This window comes from Dehalococcoidia bacterium, assembly GCA_035528575.1.
Lineage (GTDB): Bacteria > Chloroflexota > Dehalococcoidia > E44-bin15 > E44-bin15 > DATKYK01.
The window spans coordinates 31,400-51,867 of the sequence record DATKYK010000044.1 but is presented as its reverse complement, the minus strand read 5'-3'; the positions used below and the strand labels follow the sequence as shown (position 1 = coordinate 51,867).

22 protein-coding genes are annotated in these 20,468 nt (G+C 55.8%); 5 read left to right on the top strand and 17 right to left on the bottom strand.

The annotated features are described in order from the left end of the window. From VMX96_11045 to pdxS, 3 genes are read right to left on the bottom strand one after another with little or no spacing between them, the layout of a single operon-like run. Nucleotides 1–924: a hypothetical protein gene (locus VMX96_11045; protein ID HUU64430.1), complete on the bottom strand. Its 924-nt coding sequence runs from the start codon at nucleotides 922–924 to the stop codon at nucleotides 1–3. Further along, the gene (gene pdxT, locus VMX96_11040; protein ID HUU64429.1) at nucleotides 921–1,508 is read right to left on the bottom strand and encodes a pyridoxal 5'-phosphate synthase glutaminase subunit PdxT; all 588 of its coding nucleotides are present in this window, start codon (nucleotides 1,506–1,508) and stop codon (nucleotides 921–923) included. Before pdxT ends, VMX96_11045 begins: the two co-directional genes overlap by 4 nt. A gap of 41 nt (nucleotides 1,509–1,549) precedes the next feature. Next, a complete protein-coding gene (gene pdxS, locus VMX96_11035) occupies nucleotides 1,550–2,431 on the bottom strand; it encodes a pyridoxal 5'-phosphate synthase lyase subunit PdxS (GenBank protein HUU64428.1) in 882 nt (293 codons plus the stop codon). A gap of 780 nt (nucleotides 2,432–3,211) precedes the next feature. Between pdxS and VMX96_11030 the strand changes: the two genes are divergently transcribed. The 5 genes from VMX96_11030 to pheA all read left to right on the top strand — a co-directional run bounded on the left by VMX96_11030 (nucleotide 3,212) and on the right by pheA (nucleotide 6,199). Continuing rightward, the gene (locus VMX96_11030; GenBank protein HUU64427.1) at nucleotides 3,212–3,781 is read left to right on the top strand and encodes a two pore domain potassium channel family protein; all 570 of its coding nucleotides are present in this window, start codon (nucleotides 3,212–3,214) and stop codon (nucleotides 3,779–3,781) included. An 87-nt stretch (nucleotides 3,782–3,868) separates the two neighbouring features. Continuing rightward, nucleotides 3,869–4,303, top strand: a complete 435-nt coding sequence (locus tag VMX96_11025; GenBank protein ID HUU64426.1) for a universal stress protein — start codon at nucleotides 3,869–3,871, stop codon at nucleotides 4,301–4,303. Then, nucleotides 4,300–4,698 (top strand): TrkA family potassium uptake protein, encoded by a 399-nt coding sequence (locus tag VMX96_11020; protein HUU64425.1) that lies wholly within the window; start codon nucleotides 4,300–4,302, stop codon nucleotides 4,696–4,698. Before VMX96_11025 ends, VMX96_11020 begins: the two co-directional genes overlap by 4 nt. 11 nt (nucleotides 4,699–4,709) lie before the next feature. Next, nucleotides 4,710–5,366, top strand: coding sequence for a TrkA family potassium uptake protein (locus VMX96_11015; GenBank protein HUU64424.1), 657 nt, complete (start codon nucleotides 4,710–4,712; stop codon nucleotides 5,364–5,366). A gap of 2 nt (nucleotides 5,367–5,368) precedes the next feature. Continuing rightward, entirely contained in the window at nucleotides 5,369–6,199 is an 831-nt protein-coding gene (gene pheA / locus VMX96_11010; protein ID HUU64423.1) for a prephenate dehydratase, read from the top strand. Nucleotides 6,200–6,324: 125 nt separating this feature from the next. Here pheA and VMX96_11005 read toward each other — a convergent pair whose 3' ends face one another. The 14 genes from VMX96_11005 to serA form a co-directional block, all read right to left on the bottom strand. Then, nucleotides 6,325–6,606, bottom strand: coding sequence for a YtxH domain-containing protein (locus VMX96_11005; protein ID HUU64422.1), 282 nt, complete (start codon nucleotides 6,604–6,606; stop codon nucleotides 6,325–6,327). Continuing rightward, nucleotides 6,599–6,880, bottom strand: coding sequence for a hypothetical protein (locus tag VMX96_11000; protein ID HUU64421.1), 282 nt, complete (start codon nucleotides 6,878–6,880; stop codon nucleotides 6,599–6,601). Before VMX96_11000 ends, VMX96_11005 begins: the two co-directional genes overlap by 8 nt. Before the next feature lie 55 nt (nucleotides 6,881–6,935). Then, nucleotides 6,936–7,766: an MBL fold metallo-hydrolase gene (locus VMX96_10995; protein HUU64420.1), complete on the bottom strand. Its 831-nt coding sequence runs from the start codon at nucleotides 7,764–7,766 to the stop codon at nucleotides 6,936–6,938. Between the two features lie 100 nt (nucleotides 7,767–7,866). Continuing rightward, nucleotides 7,867–8,898, bottom strand: a complete 1,032-nt coding sequence (locus VMX96_10990; GenBank protein HUU64419.1) for an Mrp/NBP35 family ATP-binding protein — start codon at nucleotides 8,896–8,898, stop codon at nucleotides 7,867–7,869. After that, nucleotides 8,883–10,445, bottom strand: coding sequence for a radical SAM protein (locus tag VMX96_10985; protein HUU64418.1), 1,563 nt, complete (start codon nucleotides 10,443–10,445; stop codon nucleotides 8,883–8,885). The genes VMX96_10990 and VMX96_10985 overlap by 16 nt, the downstream gene beginning before the upstream one ends. Nucleotides 10,446–10,515: 70 nt before the next feature. After that, nucleotides 10,516–11,154 carry a hypothetical protein gene (locus VMX96_10980; protein HUU64417.1) on the bottom strand — a complete coding sequence of 213 codons (639 nt, stop codon included), beginning with the start codon at nucleotides 11,152–11,154 and terminating at the stop codon, nucleotides 10,516–10,518. A gap of 383 nt (nucleotides 11,155–11,537) precedes the next feature. After that, entirely contained in the window at nucleotides 11,538–12,551 is a 1,014-nt protein-coding gene (gap, locus tag VMX96_10975; GenBank protein HUU64416.1) for a type I glyceraldehyde-3-phosphate dehydrogenase, read from the bottom strand. A 49-nt stretch (nucleotides 12,552–12,600) separates the two neighbouring features. Next, nucleotides 12,601–13,725 carry a 2-hydroxyacyl-CoA dehydratase gene (locus VMX96_10970; GenBank protein ID HUU64415.1) on the bottom strand — a complete coding sequence of 375 codons (1,125 nt, stop codon included), beginning with the start codon at nucleotides 13,723–13,725 and terminating at the stop codon, nucleotides 12,601–12,603. Further along, nucleotides 13,722–15,014, bottom strand: coding sequence for a phosphopyruvate hydratase (gene eno / locus VMX96_10965; GenBank protein HUU64414.1), 1,293 nt, complete (start codon nucleotides 15,012–15,014; stop codon nucleotides 13,722–13,724). Before eno ends, VMX96_10970 begins: the two co-directional genes overlap by 4 nt. An 88-nt stretch (nucleotides 15,015–15,102) precedes the next feature. Next, entirely contained in the window at nucleotides 15,103–15,585 is a 483-nt protein-coding gene (locus VMX96_10960; GenBank protein ID HUU64413.1) for a TIGR00725 family protein, read from the bottom strand. 78 nt (nucleotides 15,586–15,663) lie between these two features. Further along, complete coding sequence (gene pth / locus VMX96_10955; GenBank protein HUU64412.1) at nucleotides 15,664–16,230, bottom strand: aminoacyl-tRNA hydrolase; 567 nt, start codon at nucleotides 16,228–16,230, stop codon at nucleotides 15,664–15,666. A 143-nt stretch (nucleotides 16,231–16,373) separates the two neighbouring features. Beyond that, the gene (locus VMX96_10950; GenBank protein ID HUU64411.1) at nucleotides 16,374–16,811 is read right to left on the bottom strand and encodes a flavodoxin domain-containing protein; all 438 of its coding nucleotides are present in this window, start codon (nucleotides 16,809–16,811) and stop codon (nucleotides 16,374–16,376) included. Next, nucleotides 16,804–18,855 (bottom strand): NAD-dependent DNA ligase LigA, encoded by a 2,052-nt coding sequence (ligA, locus tag VMX96_10945; protein ID HUU64410.1) that lies wholly within the window; start codon nucleotides 18,853–18,855, stop codon nucleotides 16,804–16,806. Before ligA ends, VMX96_10950 begins: the two co-directional genes overlap by 8 nt. Nucleotides 18,856–18,871: 16 nt before the next feature. After that, nucleotides 18,872–20,446: a phosphoglycerate dehydrogenase gene (serA, locus tag VMX96_10940; protein HUU64409.1), complete on the bottom strand. Its 1,575-nt coding sequence runs from the start codon at nucleotides 20,444–20,446 to the stop codon at nucleotides 18,872–18,874. Nucleotides 20,447–20,468: the final 22 nt, after the last annotated feature.

Here is a 20,468-nt window from a genome sequence, read left to right as displayed (position 1 = left end):
TCAGGCTCTAATCGGTATCGCCTGCGCTTCCCTAACCCTTAAGGCGACCTCCTTCAGCATGGTGTCGCACTCCGTTACCTGCTCAAAGCCGTTACTTTCCAGAATACCGGTTAGTTGTCCTTGAAAGGCAGGAACAACGCAGTATATAGGAGACTTACCGTCGAGGAACATAAGAGCATAGTTCACCAACCACCCAAGCTCATCCACCCCCAATTGATGAGACACAATGTTAAAGCAGCCCTTTCCCTTGGTGGCGGTGATTTGCAGCCAGCCGGCCAGGCTACCTCGCCCCTGGAGTACAAATTCCCTGCGCTCATCAAACCAGGAGCCCTGCTCCCTGCTTCCCTGCCACTCCTCCAGGGTCATCCCCTCGGCGGTGCGCACCGGGAGGGGAACAGCAGCAATATATAGCTTGAAGAGTCCGTGCTCATCACTGCGGTCTCTGGTGCGGATCTGGTAGGGCTCAGGTGGTGCAGTTATATTATGTCTTGATTCATCAACATGGCGGTAGAGGTAATCCTTAGTGTAGCATGAGAAGCCGGCACGCCTCGCCCCATCGGCGAGGGGGGTAGTAGCGGGGAGGCGCAGGAAGAGTTTTCGTACTCCCCACTCCGCTGCTGCGGCGCTGAGTCGGTCCAGAAGGGCAATGCAGTGCTCCTCATCATCGGCCTTGAGATAATCGACCTGCCAGGCAGTGGGCGCGACACATCGCTTAAACGAAACTACGCTGCTCAGGCGACTACCCTCCACTGATACCAGGGTGTGCCGTCTTCCTCTCAAGTGGAGCCAGTGCTCCAGGAAGACCTCTGGAGAGAAAGGGCTTCTTCTAAGAAGGCTATTACGGGCGATAGCCTGGTTGGGAAGCTCCCTCCGTGAAAGGAAAAGATATGATAGCAGGTCAGTGGGATAAAGGGATCGAATCATCGCTTCATGTCACCGTTGACCATGCTCAGGAAATAGGAGTGGAGCCTTAGGTCATCGGTCAGTTCAGGATGGAAGGCCAGAGCGAGCATATAGCCCTGCCTCGCCGCTACGACGGAGCCGTCCGGAAGCCGTGCCAGCACTGCTACGCCGTCCCCCGCCCGCTGGATAAAGGGTGCCCGAATAAACACGCCGTGAAAGCGAGGCTCACCGATAGCGGGTATCTCAAGGTCGGCCTCAAAGCTATCCACCTGCCGGCCAAAGGCGTTACGCCTCACCTCTATGTCCATAGCTCCCAGAGGCTCAACACCTAAATCCACCATTTTTCTCGACAGCAGGATCATGCCGGCACAGGTGCCCATTATGGGGAAGCCCTCATTGCAAAGCCTGCTGAGGGGCGTCATAAAATCATACTCCCCCATTAATTTGGATATGGTGGTGCTCTCCCCACCGGGGATAACGAGCCCGTCCAGGCCCTCAAGTTCCCGGGGCAGTCGAATGGGAAAAGCCTCTGCATCAAGGCGGAGTAAGAGAGCAATGTGCTCAGCAAAGTCCCCCTGAAGGGCTAGGACGCCGATTTTCTTCACGCTACCTCCTGACTCTATCCATCTCAGCGCCTTTACCCCTCTTACCAGCCCCTGGAGGAGAGTAGATTCTCCTCGGCTATGGTCTTTATGTCAAGACCTGGCATCGCCACCCCTAGCCCCTTGGAAGCCTCGGCGATAATCTCCGGGTCGCGGTAGTGGGTGGTGGCCTTAACGATGGCTTTGGCCCTTACCTCCGGGTTGCTGGACTTGAAGATCCCGGAGCCGACGAACACGCCCTCCGCACCCAGTTGCATCATCAATGCCGCATCCGCCGGGGTGGCAATGCCGCCAGCGGCGAAGTTCACCACCGGCAGCCCTCCCGTTTTTTGTACCTTGGTAACCAGCTCCAGGGGGGCACCCAGGGCTTTAGCCTCAGCTACCAACTCATCGGTGGTCATGCTCCCCAGCTTGCGGATTTCGTCCATAACTGCCCTCATATGCCTCACCGCCTCCACGATATTCCCTGTGCCTGCCTCCCCCTTGGTCCTTATCATCGCCGCTCCCTCGGAGATCCGCCGCAGCGCCTCGCCCAGGTCACGGCAGCCACAGACGAAGGGAACCTTGAAGTCGTGCTTCCAGATATGATGGCTTTCATCGGCAGGGGTCAATACCTCAGATTCATCGACGAAGTCTACCCCGAGGCTCTCCAGGACCTGAGCCTCCACAAAGTGACCGATACGGCACTTGGCCATTACCGGGATGGAGACCGTCTCCATTATGGCTGAAATCATGCTGGGGTCTGCCATGCGGGCGACCCCTCCCGCAGCGCGAATATCCGCGGGGACACGCTCCAGTGCCATCACGGCGCAGGCCCCTGCCTCCTCAGCGATCCTGGCTTGCTCCGGGGTGACCACGTCCATGATCACGCCGCCCTTTAGCATCTGGGCAAGCCCCGCCTTTACCGTCCATGTCCCCTTATCCATGCCGCCCTCCAATAGTTATTCGCATAAATATTCTACTATCGCTCCCTATATTTAGCAAGTTTCTCGTACTTTGTACAGGGTGAAACATCGCCGCTAGCACTTCCTTGCGGAAATCCACGCAATTTTTTAATTACCTCAGAGAGGGGGATGATGAGCTTGGGAAATCGCATTCTCGGAAGAGGTGATTAGACGTTTACTTTTGCAACCAGGTACTAGCCCATTGTGGCTGCGATAGCAGGCATGTAGATAGGCATGCATTTCATGGTGGGATTTCTTGCTCTTCGCCTTCTGAGCGGAGCTTCGGCTCTGATCGCAATCCAACATGCCGTTGCTAAGGGTAATACTGAGGTGGGAAATGGGTGTTTAACGACTGGTGAAGGGGTTAGTTCATAGGTGGTGCCACGAGTCGGAGGTAAGCACTTTGATTAGTGCGCTCGCCTGTTTACAATCCGAAAGGCTGTATATTAAATTGAACGCATGGGTTACAATATAACAATCGAACTACCCCAGACTGTATTTTCGTGGCAACGACGAGTTGTATTATTCGGCTAAGCAGAACAAGGGCAGCTACAATTGACAAAGTGCCTCATAGTTACAGCGGGCTGCAACCTATCTATCTGAAGCGGATAAATTCTGGTTTAAGTTTTGGATAGTTATAAAGGGGAAGCAGCTATCATTAACCGCACTGGAATCCTTCAACCTCTAGACGAGGCCATTGACAACTAGCAGCGACAAGAGTAAAATTCCGCCCAATGATCATAGAGAGCGGGGTGTTCAGGAATGGGAGAAGAAAAGCCTTTCGAGCCGGTTTCCAGGATTCGGCCCGGGGATGAGGTGCTCAGGAGAAGGAGGGAGCCCAGGAGAAGGCTGAGGATTGCGCCCAATGTCCCCGGGTTCGTTAGATTCCTCAGGGTCATTGTCACCCAGACCCCTTTTCTGCCCATGTTCACGCTGCTCACTGTCCTATGGCTGCTTTTCTCCGCCGGCTTCTACTTTGCCGAGCATGATGCCAATCCGGAACATGTATACTCTTATGGGCAGGCTTTGTGGTGGAGCCTGGCGGCGGTGGAGACGATGGGGACGCCCTTTAAACCGTTAACTACGGCGGGCCATATAGTCGGTGGCATATGGGCGATCCTGGGGACCATGCTCTTTTGGGGGACGATAATCGCCAGTATCACTGTCTACTTTACCCGGCGCAGGGAGGGTACGGTGAAACAGATCATCTCCACCGTGGAGTATAACCTGGAGCGGCTGGACGACCTGTCACTGGAGGAGCTGGAGCTTCTCAAGGAGACCGCCGATAGGCTCATCGATGGCCAGATCATGCGGCGTAAAGGGGAGGGTTGATAATCTATGGGGAGACAGTATTGCATCATTTTGATGCAGCGATTATAATAAGCCATTTGGGTAATGGTATAGGGGGGTGAGAGCGCGATGTTTACCAAGTTTCTGGTGCCGGTAACCGGGAAGAAGGCGGATGACGATATAGTCAGGACCGCCTGCGTCCTCGCCCGGAGGAGCAAGGGGAAGGTCTACGTAGTCCATGTGATTCAGGTGAGCCGCGTCCTTCCATTGGATGCGGAGGTTCAGCCGGAGACCCAGAGCGGGGAGAGCGTGCTTGCCAATGCCGAGAAGATCGCTGATATGATGGATAGCCAGGTGGAAACGGAGATACTTCAGGCGCGGGAGACCGGTCCTGCCATAGTGGATGAGGCAGTGGAGCGGGGGGTGGACATGATCATCATGGGACTGGAATACAAGAAGCCCTTCGGTGAGTTCGACATGGGGGACACCGTTCCCTATATTCTGCGGAATGCCCCGTGCCGGGTGTTGCTCTGGAGGGGACCGATGGAGGAGGCTGAAGAGTGAATGTGGTGATCATGGGGTGCGGTAGGGTAGGTGCCCAGCTGGCTGCACTGTTGGAAGAAGATGGACATAAGGTTACCATTCTAGATAGGGATACATACAGCTTTCGCTGGCTTCCTTCAGCCTTTAAAGGCACACCATTGGTGGGCGACGGCACCGATGAGGAATCCCTTAAGAAGGCGGGGATCGAGGAGGCCGATGCCTTCGTTGCTGTAACCCAGGGAGATAATCGCAACGTGATGGCTGCTCAGATAGCAAAAGACGTATTTAATGTTCCCAAGGTGGTTTGTCGCATCTATGATCCCCTCCGTGAAGAGCTCTATCATACCCTGGGGCTGGAGACGATCAGCCCGACCAAGGTAGGGGCGCAACTGCTGCGGGATAAGGTAGTGGGCTAAGGGGGGCTTTGATGTATTTTATTATAGTCGGTGGTGGTAAGGTAGGATACTACCTCTCCCAGGCCCTGTTGAGCGAGGGGCATGAGGTATTGATTCTGGAGAAGGACCCGGCGAGGTGTGGTGCAATCTGCGAGCAACTGGGGAGCGTGGTGGTGCGCGGCGATGGATGCGAGGCGCGAACCCTCGGCGATGCGGGGACGGAGCGGGCGGATATGCTCATTGCGGTTACCGACGAGGATGAGGATAATCTGGTCGCCTGCCAGGTAGCAAAGCACAAGTTCAAGGTGCCACGCACCATAGCGCGCATCAACAACCCAAAAAATGAAGCGCTATTTAAGAAGCTGGGCATAGATGTCACTATAAGCAGCACCAATATCATCCTGGAGCATATCGAGGAGGAGGTGCCCATACATCCCCTGGTCCACCTACTCACCTTAAAGGGGGGAGATCTAGAGGTCGTCGAGGTAAATATCCCCCCAAGTTCCTCGGTGGTAGGAAAGAGGATGAGCGAGATCGACTTCCCTCCCGATAGCGTGATCTGTCTCATAACCGGGAAGTCGGGTGCCCATGTGCCGACGGACGATACCATTTTGGAGGCAGATGCTCAGATAGTTGCGGTAACCAAGCCTGAGGCGGAGGGGGCACTGAGGGTAGCGCTCACAGGATAAGTATGGCAAAGAGGATTGCATATCTTGGTCCGCCGGGGACCTTCACCGAGGAGGCGGCGCTTCTTCATGATAAGACCGCCCAGCTAATCCCCTTCCCCAGCATCCCTGCGGTGGCGGTTGCGGTCGCTTCGGGGATGGCGGAGGAGGGGGTAGTGGCCATAGAGAACAGCATCGAGGGTTCGGTTACCGATACCCTTGACCTATTAATCCACGAGTCGGGTGTGCTCATTAGAAAGGAGCTGGTGCTGCCCATTGAGCACCACCTCCTGGTCAAACCGGGGACCCAGGCGAGTGAGGTGAAGGTGCTCTTCTCCCATCCTCAGGCACTGGGGCAGTGCCGCCAGGTCATTGAGCGCTGCTTTCCCAGGGTTGAGGTGGTGGCAGCCCTCTCCACCGCCGGCGCAGTGGAGGATATGATGGCCTCGACTCACCCTGCTGCCGCCATCGGCAACAGGCGGGCGGCCGAGCTTTATGGAGCAGAGGTCCTGGCCACTGGGATTCAGGATCGGGAATCCAATGTTACCCGCTTCGTGGTCCTGGCCCCTACAGATCACCTGCCAACCGGCTTTGACAAGACATCCCTCTGTTTCTCCTTCGCCGATGATAGTCCGGGGGTGCTCTGTGAGGTGCTACAAAAGTTCGCCCAGCGAAGTATCAACCTGACAAAGGTGGAATCCCGTCCCTCCAAGGAGAGCCTGGGAAGGTATATCTTCCTTATCGACCTGGAGGGTCACCACGATGACCCTGCCGTGAGCGAGGCGCTTGAGCAGGTGCGACAGGAAACCTCCCTCTTCAAGCTATTTGGCTCCTACCCGAGATACGGTGTAAAATAAACGGAGAGGCATTGCCTCCCCGTTCCTCTATTTCTCTTTTACTATTAAGCTCGATAATACCTATCTGACTGAATCAATCCTCCAAGTTGAGTAGAAATCGACCAATTTTTGAACTGTCCCAGCAGTTATTCTTCGCTTTCCTCCCTCAACCTCTCCTCGATGTCGTCGCGGGTCCTGCGGGCGGTCTCGCTTCCCTCCTCGATAGTCCGCCTGATTAGCTCCTTCACTTTGCTTGAGACCTCATCCTTAATATAACTGGCAAGGTCACTCGCCTTGCTACCGACGCCCAAACCCTGCCGCCCTCGCTGGCCCGTCCGCTCTACAAGCCAGAAAGTGAGTGCCGCGCCGATGACCCCTCCAATGAGGAGGCCGGTTAGAAAGCCGTGTCCCTTATTTTCCTCAGTCACCTTTCCTCCTCTCCTTTCTCCTATCAGAGAAGAATTCCAGGACCTTAGCGACACCTTGCGCCACGCTGGCGATGCTGGCCAGTGGCTTTACCAGGTCCTGGGAAACTGCGGAGGTGATGCTCCGGATATTCCCTGCTATCATTCTCCCCGAATTGAGGATGGCAAGAACCCTGCGGAGGATCAGAAAGGCGATAACGGTAAGGAATACCGTGGCCCCAATACCCAGTACGGCAAAGATGATTATAAAGAGGTCACGTAATTCTGCCAGAGACATACCTCACCCCGAAAATGATTATACTACGGTATTTAAATAAAGGCAAATGAAGCTATTACGGGACGGTTATGATGGTGCCGGTGTTATTGAAGAAGAAGGATCCCCCGAGCTGCTGGGCGAGGAGCACCGAAGCTGGCAGCCCGGTGCAGTGCGAAACGCCGACCCGCTGTACCCCAAGCTCCTGGAAGGCTGAAGCGGTGCGCAGGACACGCTCCTCGGAGGCACTGATAAGATGGGTGCCGCCAATGACTGTGTGAATCAGCTCTACACCGGTTATCTGCTGGGCGTGGCGCAGGGTATTTACCGCTCCGCGGTGGGCACAGCCCAGGATGACCACCAGTCCCTCATCGGTCACGATGATGAGTGCACGGTCGTCCAAGAAGGGGTCAGGGCGCATCTCGCCCGTTTTCTTAACATAGAAGTTAGGCTCGATCACTTCATACTCCTCTACCATCGGGATCTCGCCACTGGTCACAATTTCATCCGTGATCCAGACCGGCTCCGGGCTCAGGGTGAAGGAAGCACCTAGGCCCTCGAGTTCCCCCCTTGAGAAGGGAATGCCGATGTAAACATCACGCTCGCCGAACCGGATGTATTTTTTAGCCCATACATCGGGATGGGCAATTATCTCAACTGACCCTGTCTTAGCAAGCACCTCCTTGAGCCCACCGGTATGGTCGTAGTGGCCATGGCTCAACACGATCTTATCGATCGCTGACAGATCTACCCCTAATATTGAAGCATTATGGGGCACTGAGATGCTGGCGCACGTATCGAGGAGTATCTTGATGTCACCCGTTTCTACCAGGACGCTCAGGCCCCATTCAGCAAGCAGTCCAGCTCTGCCCGCCGTATTCTCGCTGAGGGTGGTTATGCGGAGCGGCATTTTAAACCTCCTTCAGGCGAATTTCCCCAGCCTGTGGCAAAGAATCCGGCATTATATCGGCAAAATGAGTCAATTCTTGGTCGAGTATTTGTTTAATGCCCTATTTACCAGTCTGGTCCTCAGCGGGACGGGACGAGGCTGGCAGCGCCTGGATGAAGGCTGATGATAGTGAAGTGAAGGGCTCGGAGTTGTAGCGCTCGATATCGCCGCTGTCGCAGAGCGCGGCGAGTTCCGGGTCTACCGGGATTTGCCCCAGGAGGGGGGCCTCGGCCTCACTTGCCATCTCCTCCCCCCTGCTCCGACCAAAGAGCTCGATCCTCTTTCCCGTCTCCGGGCTAACCAGGTAGCTCATATTCTCCACCACCCCTGAGATGTGGACGTTTAGCTTGTGCGCCATGTGAACCGCCTTGCGCACCACCATGTTTGCCAGGTCCTGAGGTGTGGAGACGATAACGACGCCTGAAAGGGGGAGCGATTGCATCACGGTGAGGGGGATATCGGCGGTGCCCGGGGGCAGGTCAACTAATAGGCAATCGAGCTTGCCCCAGAGTACCTCCTGCCAGAACTGGGTGATAGCCTTGGCAAGCAAGGGCCCTCTCCAGATAACGGCGTCGTCCTCGTGAGGCAAGAGCAGGTTGAGGGACATGACCGATATCCCGGACCTCGTCTCTACCGGCAGGATGCCGTTCTCACTCCCAGTGGGACGAGCCTTCAGGCCAAACATCTTGGGTATGCTGGGTCCGGTTATATCCGCATCCAGGATGCCCACCTGATGCCCGTGACGGGTGAGGGCGATGGCGAGCAGGGCGGTGACCAGCGATTTCCCCACGCCGCCCTTACCGCTCATAACTGCTATAACGCGGTCGAACTGGTTAAGCTCCTGGAGCGGCTGCTCCACAAGCTCGATGGCTAGCTCTTTCACCCCGGGGATAGCCTCAATGGCAGCGCGTACCCTTTCCTGAACCCGCTCCCTCTCAGCAGCACTCAGGACAGTCAGGGCAAGGGTGAGCTTCACACTTCCCTCAGATACCCCGATGTCCCTAACCATGTTAAGCTGTGTAAGGCTTCGCTTGGGTTGAGGGAGGAGTATTCCACTCAGCGCAGTTTCGATATCCTCTAGACCCACTGCCATATTGATCTTCCGTTCGCCGATTCGCGCTGGATAAGCCCCATCTGCACCAGTCTCCCCATCTCCCGCTCGGCCACATCCAACGGGACATCCATCTTGCGCGATATGCGCTGAGCAAGCTGTCCCACTGGATCGCCGCCATCCTTCATATGATCCAGCCGCTCAATGACATCGCCCTTGAGAATCTTCCAGATGAACTCTATGCTCGCTTTTTGTCTCACCTCTTCCGCACAGACGGGATCCCCCTCCGCCGCCTTATCCTTTATCTGCTGCCAGACATAGGCAATTATCCGGTCGTAGTCGGCCATGTGCTGAAGGACCTGTTGCGGGCTCATAGTAGCAGTCTCGGTAATCGGTTCATTGGCGTTATACTTGGCCCAGTTTCGGGAAAGGATGCGCAGGCCATAGTCTTTGGGCTTCTCATACAGCTCGGTTCCCGGCAGCGGGGATAGCAGGTGGAAACCATATTTGGCATCGTAATCCCGGTTAAGCTCATGGGCAAAAGCCAGCGACAGGCAGGCGGTCTCCGGGCTTTCACCGGGCAGACCGAAGATGAAGGAGTTGAACACCCCGATCCCAGCCTCGGTGGCGAGCCTGGTTCCCTGCCTTATATCGTCGGGGGTGGTCCCTTTCTTAATGGTCTTCAAGATCTCGGGGGATGCTGACTCAGCGCCGTAGAGCAGCCAGGAGCAGCCAGCCTTTCTCATCCTGTTAAGTAGCTCCGCGGTTACAGTATCGGCGCGGGCGAAGACATTCCACTGAAACTTGAGGTTGCGCCTCATGATTTCATCACAGACCTCTTGGGCGTGGCGGTGGTTGAGGGTGAAGGTATCATCGACGATGTTTAACTTCTCAAAACCGAACCCTTTATGGAGCTGCTCTATCTCATCGACCACCAGCCTGGGGTCGCGGAAGCGGACACGGCGCCCGAAGAGCCGGGGCCCGGAGCAGAAGATGCAGCGGTAGGGACAACCCCTGCTGGTGATTACAGTGCAGGGAGAGTCGATGGCGCGGTACTTGGAGAGGGGCAAGAGATGGCGCGCTGGGGGGGGGAGTTCATCCAGGTTCTCGATAAGGGGACGGGGCTCGGTTTTTACCACCCTATTATCCTCACGGAAGGCGATCCCCGCCACCTGCCGGATGTCCTTGCCTTTCTCCAGGGCCCTCACTAGCTCGACCAGCGTTCGCTCTCCCTCCCCTATTACTATCACATCGATCCAGCGGGCCCGGAGGAGGGTCTCCTTGAGGGCGAAGCTGGCATGGGGACCACCGAGCATGGTTACGATGCTGGGGTCAAAATCCTTGCATACCTTCAGGTTTCGGGAGGCGATGGGTGAATTCAGGGTTACGCATGTAGCGCCGACCATCCCGGGCTGATATTCCTCAAGCTTATCCCTGATCTTGCGGGCTGAATGCTGGGACACTAGAAGGTCCAGGATCTGGACCTCAATACCTTCACTCTGGAGCATTGCGGCGAGGTAGCTCAGGGAGAGCGGTGGGATGGGGTTCTCTTCAAGGGGATAGGGAGTACTCATAAGCAGTACGCGCATGGGAATTCCTCCTCGCTTGATGAATGTGTCTCGATTATATATTAAATCAACACGTTTGGCCAGATTTCCCTTAATGGTGGTTATGGCTTCTGGCCCCTCTTACAAATAGCAGGGGGTATATGATATCGCTCAGACAGCAGGGAATCCAAACGGCTATAAACAGGAACGAGAAGATGGAAAGAAGTTGAATCCAGTTTACTGACTCCCCAACTGCCATAATGATGTGGAATAGTGAGGCCCAGGTGCTGATTAGTACATGACCGGCGTGGGGGAACTTGGTAATCGGTCTCCAGTAACCGATTGCAATGCCCAGGAGTGCCGGCGGGTTGGTAAGCCACGGTTCTTCTATGAAGCCAATATGGAGCTCCCTGCCCGGCAGAACCGCCAGCGATTCTCCCAAGTAGGGAACGATTGAATCGCTCAGGGTAGCGATGCCGATAGCACCGGTATAACCGATCAGGATGGCTGCCCATATTTTACCCTTTCCATGTACCCTATATATAGCGGTAGTTACCAGGGCGCTGAGGAAGACGTGGGTGGGATGGAGGACGTAAAAGACTGTCTCTGAAGTGTTTGAAATCGGGTTCAGAAAACCGCCCCAGATTATTATGACCGTGAATAAAAGCCCGCTCAGAGCTCCAAAAGCGGTGAAGGGAATATGGGCTGCCAGCTCTTTGGCTATTAGCCTCCATTTACTCAACCTTGGCACTTTAAGCTCCATTCCCTAAATTCCGTATGAATTATGAACATATGCCCATAATTATCATACCATCGGGGTCACCCTTGTCAATAGGATGGGGAAACTCAGCATGTTAGATGCTTCAGAAGAGCGTGAGTAATTAACGCTACATGGCAAATAGTGAGTCGCATTTTTGTCAATAGGGATCCCAGTCTTTTACATTTTTAAACTGGGGAAACTTTCCGCATTGGTATTTTTCAAATAGCTTCCCCCTGTAGCCTTACATTAAAGCCAATGGGCTTCATAAGGGGTAATCATCGTTACTTTTTTAGGTTTTATTTGGATATTGGACTTGAGTTTCTATTTCAGGCCTCGTTAACGGGCAACCTTTTTTTATGAAATGGCGCCGATAGCTAAAGCCCCTGCTTTGCGATAAAGGCTACCAGGTCGGCGACGCGGCAGCTATAGGCCCATTCATTGTCATACCATGCGAGCACCTTCACCATGCTACCACCGATCACTATCGTTGCCGGCGCATCGAAGATGGCGCTTGAAGGGTTTCCCTTGAAGTCCATGCTCACCAGTTCCTCATTGCAGAACTCGAGGATACCCTTCAACGGGCCTGCAGCAGCCTTTTTGAATGCCTCATTAATCTCATCTGCAGTTGCTCCTTTACTGAGCGTGGCGACGAAGTCCACCACGGATACGGTGGGGACGGGCACGCGGTAGGCCATGCCGTGAATCCTGCCCGCCAGCTCGGGGATGACCAAGGTGACCGCCTTTGCCGCGCCGGTGGTGGTGGGAATGATGTTCATTGCCGCTGACCGCGCTCGCCTCAGGTCCGTATGGAACTGGTCCAGTATCCGCTGGTCGTTGGTGTAGGCGTGGATGGTGGACATGAGTCCCATTTCGATGCCAAAGGACTGGTGAAGTACCTTGGCCACGGGGGCGATGCAGTTGGTGGTGCAGGAGGCATTTGATATGACGCGATGCTTTTTGGGGTCATAGTGGCTTTCATTGACCCCCAGGACGATGGTCACATCCTCCCCCTTCGCCGGGGCGGAGATGATGACCTTCTTGGCCCCGCCCTCCAGGTGGGCGGCAGCCCTGGCTGCATCGGTAAAGAGCCCGGTGGACTCCACCACCACCTCGATCCCGTATTCAGCCCAGGCAATCTTACTGGGGTCGCGCTCGGAAAGCACCTTCACCGGCTTGCCATCGACGACGATGGCATCCTCGGTTGCCTCCACCTTGCCGGGGTATGCACCGTAGGTAGAGTCATGCCTTAGAAGATGGGCGTTGGTCCTGGTGTCCGTCAGGTCATTGAGGGCGACCACCTCAAGCTTTCCGGTATGGTTTTCATTGACCGCCCTGAGTATCTGCCTCCCGATTCTGCCAAAGCCGTTTATGCCGATCCTTGTTGTCATTTAGTCCTCCTTTTCTACCTTTTTTATTTCCTAACAGTTCCGTGATTAGTTATAGCGAGGGTCTACGCCTGCTGCCGGGCATAGCCGAAGTGAACTCGGAACTCTCCCCGGCGGTCGGGACAAGCCCCGCAATCTCAAAGAATGGTGCTTGTGATTTCCTCGCCCCACCGGTAATGGTATGGCGACGCCTCACCATGTCCAGAAAGGCCTCGATCCTGGTCTTAAGGTGTGCGGTAAGCGTATAGTCGTTATTCCCCTCCAGGGTCAGGATGGGCAGGTCAATGCGGTGGCGAAAGATGATGTCTCCTATTCCGCGATGACAGAAGGCCTGAACATAGTGGATGACGGCGTCCACCCGGCGCTCTCGAAATTGTGGCAGGATGTCGTTGAGCCTGTCGAATATGGAGTAGGGGTATGTATAGCTTGAGTATTGCTGGGCGAGTGAATTTCGCCGATTGCCATAGCGGGGCATGGCGAACTGACGCTGAATTTCGTTGAATACCACCCTGGCCCCCTGGCTTTCAAGGAAATGGTACAGGTCCCTGGCGAAGATAGGGGGAACGCCGATATAGGCCAGACGCAGCATATTTCGCCCTTCTCGTTCATCTCGCTCGTGACATTCGGTTAAAAGCTGACCCAGTTGTCTTTCGTATTCATCAAGGTCTCCCATGAAATCGGAGGTGGAAACCAGCCAGAAGTGGTTCTCCCACCCGCTCGCGTTACCATTCCAGGTGAGCTCATCGAGCTCATGGGCCAGCCTCCTCGCTTTTTCTAGCTCTTTTCGAATATTCACAGCCGTTTCAACTGTTGTACCCAAGGTCTCGGCAAGAGATTCCAGGCAATTCTGCATACGAAGAGCATCGGGATGGTCGGGGTAGGCGAAGGGGATTACGTTGAGTCCCTTGAGTTTTAATACTTCCATGAGCATGATGGTGTTGGAGCAATCGCCGGTGGTGACGCAGAGCACGGTATCGATGCCCTGCTCCATGACGACACCGTATATGCCCTTGATCCAGGTGCAGCAATTGATGGGAAAGCCCGCCCTCTCTGCGATATTAACCAGCCTTTCCGGGTCCGGGTCGGAGATAAAGACATTATTCAGGTCAACGGGCCGGTAGCCCGCTGCCAGGAGCACCTCTATAGGGACTGTGGTTGTAATGCCAATAGTGGTCATTTTGCCAAATTGTACAGCGCGCTCATACCCGGGTAGCGGGCGCGCTCTCCTAGCTCCTCCTCGATGCTGAGCAGGCGGTTATATTTGGCCAGGCGCTCCGAGCGACAGGGGGCGCCTGCCTTGATAAAGCCAGTGTTCTTGGCTACGGCGAGGTCGGCGATGGTGACATCCTCGGTCTCGCCGGAGCGGTGGCTCACCACCGCTGTCCATTTCGCTTTCTGCGCCATATCGATAGCCTCGATGGTCTGGGTAAGGGTGCCAACCTGGTTGAGCTTGATGAGGATGGAATTGGATGCCTTCTCCCTGATGCCGCGGGCGAGGCGTGGCACACTGGTGACATAAAGATCATCGCCAATGAGCTGGACTTTTCCTCCCATCTTATCCATGAGCATCCGCCAACTGTCCCAATCGTCCTCCGCCATACCATCCTCGATGCTGATAATGGGGTATTCGGATACCAATTTCACGTAGTAATCTACCATCTCGGCTCTGGAGAGGGAGAGGCCCTCCCTGGCAAGTATATATTCGTCGCCCTGGAAAAACTCGCTGGCTGCCGGGTCGAGGGCAATGAAACAATCGGCGCCGGGCTTATAGCCTGCCGCCTCGATAGCGGCGAGTATCAACTCAACCGCCTCTTTGTTGGAGCTCAAGCGGGGTGCGAAACCGCCTTCATCGCCGACATTGGTACTCAGCCCCTTGCTCTGGAGCACCTGCTTCAGGGACTGATAAACCTCGGCGCATATCCGGAGGGCGTGGGCAAAGCGCTGTGTCCCCAGCGGGACGATCATGAACTCCTGGAAATCGGTCGCGTCCGCAGCGTGCTTTCCGCCGTTCAGGATATTCATCATAGGCACGGGCAGGGTGCACGCCTCCTCGCCGCCGATGTAGCGATAGAGAGGGAGCTCCAGAGATTTGGCGGCGGCATGGGCGACAGCGAGGGAGACGCCTAAAATAGCGTTGGCACCGAGCCGGGATTTGTTTGGCGTGCCATCGAGCTCGATCATCCGCTCATCTATGGCCACCTGCTCCTGGCAAGGCATCCCGATAAGTGCAGATCCGATCTCCTGCTCGATATTCTCCACCACCCGGAGCACTCCCAACCCACCGAACCGGGCCTTATCGCCATCGCGAAGCTCCAGTGCCTCGTGGGCGCCGGTGGAGGCCCCTGAAGGCACCGCGGCGTGCCCCAGGGTACCATCGGAGAGCCTTACATGAACCTTCACCGTGGGATTGCCACGGGAATCGAGGATCTCCCTGGCTCTCACTTCCTCAATTACCGCCACCGTCATCGCTCTCCTTTTACCTTTTTCTAACTAAGGTATAGGATATCACTCTCCGGCCCTTTATCATATTTAGCCATCCTATTAGTTGAGAGTGCTAGCCCTTCCTTATTACGCCAATGGCCTTTTCCACGGCATCCATAGGATTTTGAGCCACGATTATGGATTTATCCGCCACACCTCCCCGTGCCAGTGACCAGGTGCCCAGTCCGATAACCGGGATGTCACTTTGCAGTGCATAGGCGATCTCGGAAAGGGTCCCATAGCTGCCGCCGATGGCGATCACTGCCTGACCCGATTTGGCGACGATAGCATTTCTGGTATAGCCCATGCCGGTGACGATGGGGATTCGAACATAGGGATTGGCATCTTTGCGGCTGTTCCCGGGTAGGATACCAATAGTAATACCACCTTGGGAGTAGGCTCCCCGACATGCTGCCTCCATCACCCCCTCGAGACCGCCGCAGATCAGGGTGGCGCCGCGCCTTGCCAGCTCCCGCCCCACCTCCTCGGCGAGCTTGGTCTCTTCTGCGGAGCAATCGCTTGCGCCTATTACGGTAATGAATAACCCTGGTTCCATCTAGAAAACCTCTTACAATAGGCTAAAGGGGATTATAGCACCCTGAGTTGAATTGCCGCAACTGAGAGGAGGGCTACTTTAGTTAAAGCGATTCATCGCCGCCTCGATCCCCTCAGTTAGTATGCAAAGGATGGCATCGGCGACCCGGGCAAAGGCTTCCCCTGCGATTTCCTTTTCCTCAGAGCTGAAATCGCTCAGCACGTAGGAGACCTCATCGCCATCGGGGCGGCTGATGCCGACGCGAATTCTGTAGAACTCCTCGCTTCCCAGGGAGGTTATGATGGATGCTACGCCCTTATGCCCCGCTGCACCGCCACGCTGGCGGATGCGCAGTTTGCCTAGGGGCAGGTCCAGGTCGTCGTGGATCACAATGAGGTTATCCAGCGATATCTCGAAGCGGCGCACTAGCTGGACCACCGCCGCCCCGCTGTGGTTCATGTATGTTCGGGGCTTGGCCAGTATCAGCGGCGTACCGGCAACCTCGCCCGTCCCGTATTTGGCCTTTAGTGTTTTGAGCCTTAACCTTCGCTCTTTTATAGGTATGCGGTGCTGAGTAGCGAAGTGGTCGAGACACTGGAACCCCACGTTATGGCGGTTACCGGCATAGCTCTTCCCTGGATTTCCTAGCCCGACAATCAGTTTCATAGCTTAACTAGAGCTTTACTCCTTGAAGCTGATGCGCACCCCTTTGCCTGATTCTACCGGTTGCTTAAAAACCCGCGAGGACCGCTTTTACAGGCTTAGGCTCATCCAGTCCAAATATACTAAAGAATGTCGGTACATATATTTCAGGTGGTGGCCAGCCTCTTACCCATCTCACGCAGCTCGGCGAGGATCTCGGGGGTGGCCTTGCCCGGAGCCATGATACCTTCACCGGTCTTCCTCAGTTTATAGGCGGAACATATGCCATCGAGGACATCGAGGGCTTTCCTCTTTCCCATACCGCTGCTGGTGAAGGTGCAGTAGGGCTTGTCGGTGGTCTTGTCCTGGCACTGAATAAGGGTGCGATCGAAGAAGTCCTTTAAGCCTCCGGATATGTAGGCGAAGTTTGTTGAGGTGCCAAAGGCCACCGCATCGCAGCTAATGAGGTCCTTAGCGGTAGCATCGAAGGCCCGCTTAAGGGCGACCTCGGTTCCTTCCACCGACCGCGCCCCTTCCGCTACCGCCTGCGCCATCTCCTCTGTATTCCCGCTCTGTGAATGGTAAACGATCAATACTCTAGCCATTTTCTACTCCTTTATTTATATTGCCCTCCTCGAGGAGGTGACGAAATTCATCCTCGTTAAGCAGCCTGGTGCCCAGGGAACGCGCCCTCTCCAGCTTCGAGCCCGGCTCGGCCCCTGCTACCACGTCGGTTGTCTTTCTGGTGACGCTCGAGCCCACGCTGCCGCCGAGCTCCCTGATACGTGCCTCGGCCTCACCCCGGGGTAGCGCTTCCAGCTTGCCGGTGAGCACGAACTCTCGCCCAGCCAGTGGCAGCTCGCCTGGGACTTTCCTTTCCTGCTCAAGCCTTACCCCTGCCTTTCTCATCTTGTCAATAATGCGGCGGTTATCCTCCTGCCGGAAGAAGGCACGGATGCTCTCTGCGACCTTGGGGCCAACGGTAGGCACCTCAAGGAGATCATCGATAGAGGCGTTGGCCAGCTTGTCCATGCTACCTAAGTGGCTGACCAGGAGCTCCGCGGTCTCGGCACCGACATGCCTGATGCCTAGAGCGAAGATTACCCTTGCAAAAGGGCGCTCCTTGCTCTTCTCGATGGCATCTAGCAAATTCTGGACGCTCTTTTCCCCCATCCTCTCCAGGTCTATCAGGTCTTGCTTGCGAAGTGAGTAGAGATCGGCGACATTTTTAACCAGACCTTCTTTAAGCAGGGCGGCAGCCAGCTTTTCCCCTATCCCGTCGATGTCCATGGCGCCGCGGGAGACGAAGTGGGTGAGGAGCTCATATATCTGGGCGGGACAGGTGGCGTTGGTGCACCGCGTCATCACCTCACCCTCCGGCTTAACCACCTTGACGCCGCAAACGGGGCACCGGGATGGCATCACGAAGAGCCTTTCCTGACCGCTGCGCCTGGATAAAACGGGAGCGACCACCTCGGGAATGACCTCGCCGGCGCGCTGCACCACCACCGTGTCGCCGATGCGAATGTCCTTACGCCGGATATCCTCCTCGTTGTGGAGTGCTGCCCGCTTGATGGTGACACCGCTAACTGATACCGGCTCTAGGATGGCGTAGGGGTTGAGGCTACCCGTTCGCCCCACATTAATGCCGATGTCGAGAAGCCTGGTAGTGGCCTGAATAGCGGGGAATTTATAGGCCACTGCCCAGCGGGGGTCGTGACCCACCGTACCCAATGCTCGCTGAAGCCCTAATGAGTTTACCTTAATCACAATGCCATCGGCATCAAATTCCAGGTTCTCTCTCTCCTTAACCCAGCGCAGATAGTAGTTATCCGCACCGCTAATATCGGAAACATGAGTATTATATGGGCTTATTTTAAATCCCATTGACTTGAGATACTCCATGGTTTCCCAGTGAGTTGGGGGCATTTCTCGCTCGCCTATCCCTTCCCCTTCGGTATATCCCAGGCCGTAGATATAGATGTCCAGGGGGCGCTTCGCCGTAACCCGTGGATCTAGCTGACGTACCGAGCCGGCGGCGGCATTTCTGGGGTTGGCAAAAAGAGGCTGGCCCTCCTCTGCCCGCTCCCGGTTCAGTCTTCCGAAGCCAGCCTTGGAGAGATAGACCTCACCCCTGACCTCAAATTTCCGCGGGGCACCTTTGGGGACGGTGAGGGGGATGCTCTTAATGGTCTTAAGGTTCTGGGTGATATCCTCGCCTCGATAGCCATCGCCCCGCGTTGCTCCGGTAGTAAAGCGGCCATCGGTATACGTCAGGGCGACGGCAAGCCCGTCGAGCTTGAGCTCACAGACGAAGTCCATCTCACGCCCCGGCACCAGGTTTGAGATTCTCTTGTGCCAGCCGAGTAGCTCTCCGGAGGAGAAGACATTGGCTAGGCTCAACAGCGGCACGCGGTGCTCCACCGCACCGAAGGCCTCGATGGGGGCGGCGCCCACCCGCTGCGTCGGCGATTCGGGGGTGATAAATCCGGGGTGCTCCTCCTCCAGCTCCCTCAGATCAGCCATCAGCGCGTCATACTCGGCGTCCGCGATCTCAGGGCTGTCGAGCACGTAGTAGCGGTGGTTGTGGTGGTTTATCTGTTCCCGGAGTTCCGCGATCCTCTCTTTAGCCCGTTCGATATCAGCCACGCTGGCTATCCCCCGGTCAAAGCTTCACCAGCTTCATTGTGTAGATTTCGGATAGCGATTGAAGCTTGAGCAGCAGTTCTTCGTCGACAGGCTGATCGAGCTCGAGCACCAGAAGCGCCCGACCTCGAGGCTCGAGTCGACCCAGCTGCATCGAGCTGATGTTAATATCAGCGTCACCCAATATCGTGCCTACCGCTCCGATAAGCCCGGGGCGGTCGCGATGATCGCTAAACAGAAAATAACCCCCCCTCGGTACGACATCAATCCAGTAGCTGTTAACCCTCACGAGGTGAGGCTCGCCCCTCATCACCGTGCCCGCTACCGTGACTGTCCCGGTGCTGGAGGTCACTTCGAGGGTTATCAGGTTTCCATAATTTTCGCAGTTGATGTCTTTTTGCTCGGTGATCTTCAGCCCGCGCCGTTGTGCGATGATATTGGCGTTTACCAGGTTAACCCGCTCCTCGCTGATGGTTTCTAGCAGGCCGCCTAGGACTGCTGCCTTTAGCGCCGCAGTGTCGTGGTTAGCGATCTCCCCTTCATACTTGATGATGATAGTGCTTATCTGACCTTCACCCAGCTGATAGAGCAGACGGCCTATCTGCCGGGCGACGCTCAGGAACGGTCCGACCACGGCAAGCGTCTCCGGTGAGATCAGTGGGGTATTCACTGCATACCTGGCAGGCTCGCTGTGGAGCACCGCGATTATCTGCTCCGCCACATCCAGGGCCGCGCCTGCCTGGGCCTCGGCGGTGGATGCCGCCAGGTGCGGGGTGACCAGAATCTTATCGCTCTTGAAGAGGATGCTATCCTTTGCCGGCTCCTCAGTAAAGACATCGATAGCTGCACCTGCTGCCGCCCCCCCCTCAATAGCCTTATAAAGCGCCTCTTCATCGATGACACCCCCACGGGCACAATTGATTATGCGCACAGTTGGCTTGACTATCGCCAGTTCCTTGGCACCAATTAGCCTCCTGGTTGTCTTGGTGAGCGGGGTGTGTATAGTGATAAAGTCAGATTCTTTAAGGAGAACCTCAAAGGAGACCAGATCCACCCCCAGATTTTGTGCGTATTCGGTAGATACAAAGGGGTCATAGGCGATAAGGCGCATCTGAAACCCGATGGCGCGCCGTGCAACCTCGGAGCCTACATTACCTAATCCAATGATGCCCAGCGTCTTATTCCTCAGCTCAGTGCCTAGGAAATCTTGGCGGCGCCAATCCCCTGTCTTGAGTCTCACGTTTGCCTGGGGGATGTGTCGTGCCAGGGCGAGCATCATGGCGATGGTATGCTCCGCAGCCGAGATGGTATTCCCCGTGGGGGCATTTACCACCACGATGCCCTTCCTCGTTGCCGCCTCTATATCGATATTGTCTACCCCCACACCAGCACGACCGATGACCTGGAGCTTATGTCCCGCCTCGATGATCTCCGCTGAGACCTTGGTCTCGCTCCTTACCACGATGGCATCGTAATCACCAATGGCGGCGATAAGCTCATCGTGACCCAGCCCCAGCCTGACATCCACCTCGGCATGGGCGCGAAGCGCTTCGATGCCCTCCTGAGCGATGGGATCAGCGATTAATACCCTCATTTTTTCGCCCTTCGCGTACCTT

Bases quoted from the DNA above. Each gene is read 5' to 3' on its own strand.
- VMX96_11000 (HUU64421.1), bottom strand. From the start codon at position 6,880: ATGTCTCTGGCAGAATTACGTGACCTCTTTATAATCATCTTTGCCGTA.
- VMX96_11030 (HUU64427.1), top strand. From the start codon at position 3,212: ATGGGAGAAGAAAAGCCTTTCGAGCCGGTTTCCAGGATTCGGCCCGGG.
- VMX96_10950 (HUU64411.1), bottom strand. From the start codon at position 16,811: ATGGCTAGAGTATTGATCGTTTACCATTCACAGAGCGGGAATACAGAG.
- pth (HUU64412.1), bottom strand. From the start codon at position 16,230: ATGAAACTGATTGTCGGGCTAGGAAATCCAGGGAAGAGCTATGCCGGT.
- VMX96_10960 (HUU64413.1), bottom strand. From the start codon at position 15,585: ATGGAACCAGGGTTATTCATTACCGTAATAGGCGCAAGCGATTGCTCC.
- pheA (HUU64423.1), top strand. From the start codon at position 5,369: ATGGCAAAGAGGATTGCATATCTTGGTCCGCCGGGGACCTTCACCGAG.
- VMX96_10985 (HUU64418.1), bottom strand. From the start codon at position 10,445: ATGCGCGTACTGCTTATGAGTACTCCCTATCCCCTTGAAGAGAACCCC.
- pdxS (HUU64428.1), bottom strand. From the start codon at position 2,431: ATGGATAAGGGGACATGGACGGTAAAGGCGGGGCTTGCCCAGATGCTA.
- VMX96_11015 (HUU64424.1), top strand. From the start codon at position 4,710: ATGTATTTTATTATAGTCGGTGGTGGTAAGGTAGGATACTACCTCTCC.
- serA (HUU64409.1), bottom strand. From the start codon at position 20,446: ATGAGGGTATTAATCGCTGATCCCATCGCTCAGGAGGGCATCGAAGCG.
- VMX96_11045 (HUU64430.1), bottom strand. From the start codon at position 924: ATGATTCGATCCCTTTATCCCACTGACCTGCTATCATATCTTTTCCTT.
- VMX96_10990 (HUU64419.1), bottom strand. From the start codon at position 8,898: ATGGCAGTGGGTCTAGAGGATATCGAAACTGCGCTGAGTGGAATACTC.
- VMX96_11025 (HUU64426.1), top strand. From the start codon at position 3,869: ATGTTTACCAAGTTTCTGGTGCCGGTAACCGGGAAGAAGGCGGATGAC.
- VMX96_10970 (HUU64415.1), bottom strand. From the start codon at position 13,725: ATGACCACTATTGGCATTACAACCACAGTCCCTATAGAGGTGCTCCTG.
- gap (HUU64416.1), bottom strand. From the start codon at position 12,551: ATGACAACAAGGATCGGCATAAACGGCTTTGGCAGAATCGGGAGGCAG.
- eno (HUU64414.1), bottom strand. From the start codon at position 15,014: ATGACGGTGGCGGTAATTGAGGAAGTGAGAGCCAGGGAGATCCTCGAT.
- VMX96_10995 (HUU64420.1), bottom strand. From the start codon at position 7,766: ATGCCGCTCCGCATAACCACCCTCAGCGAGAATACGGCGGGCAGAGCT.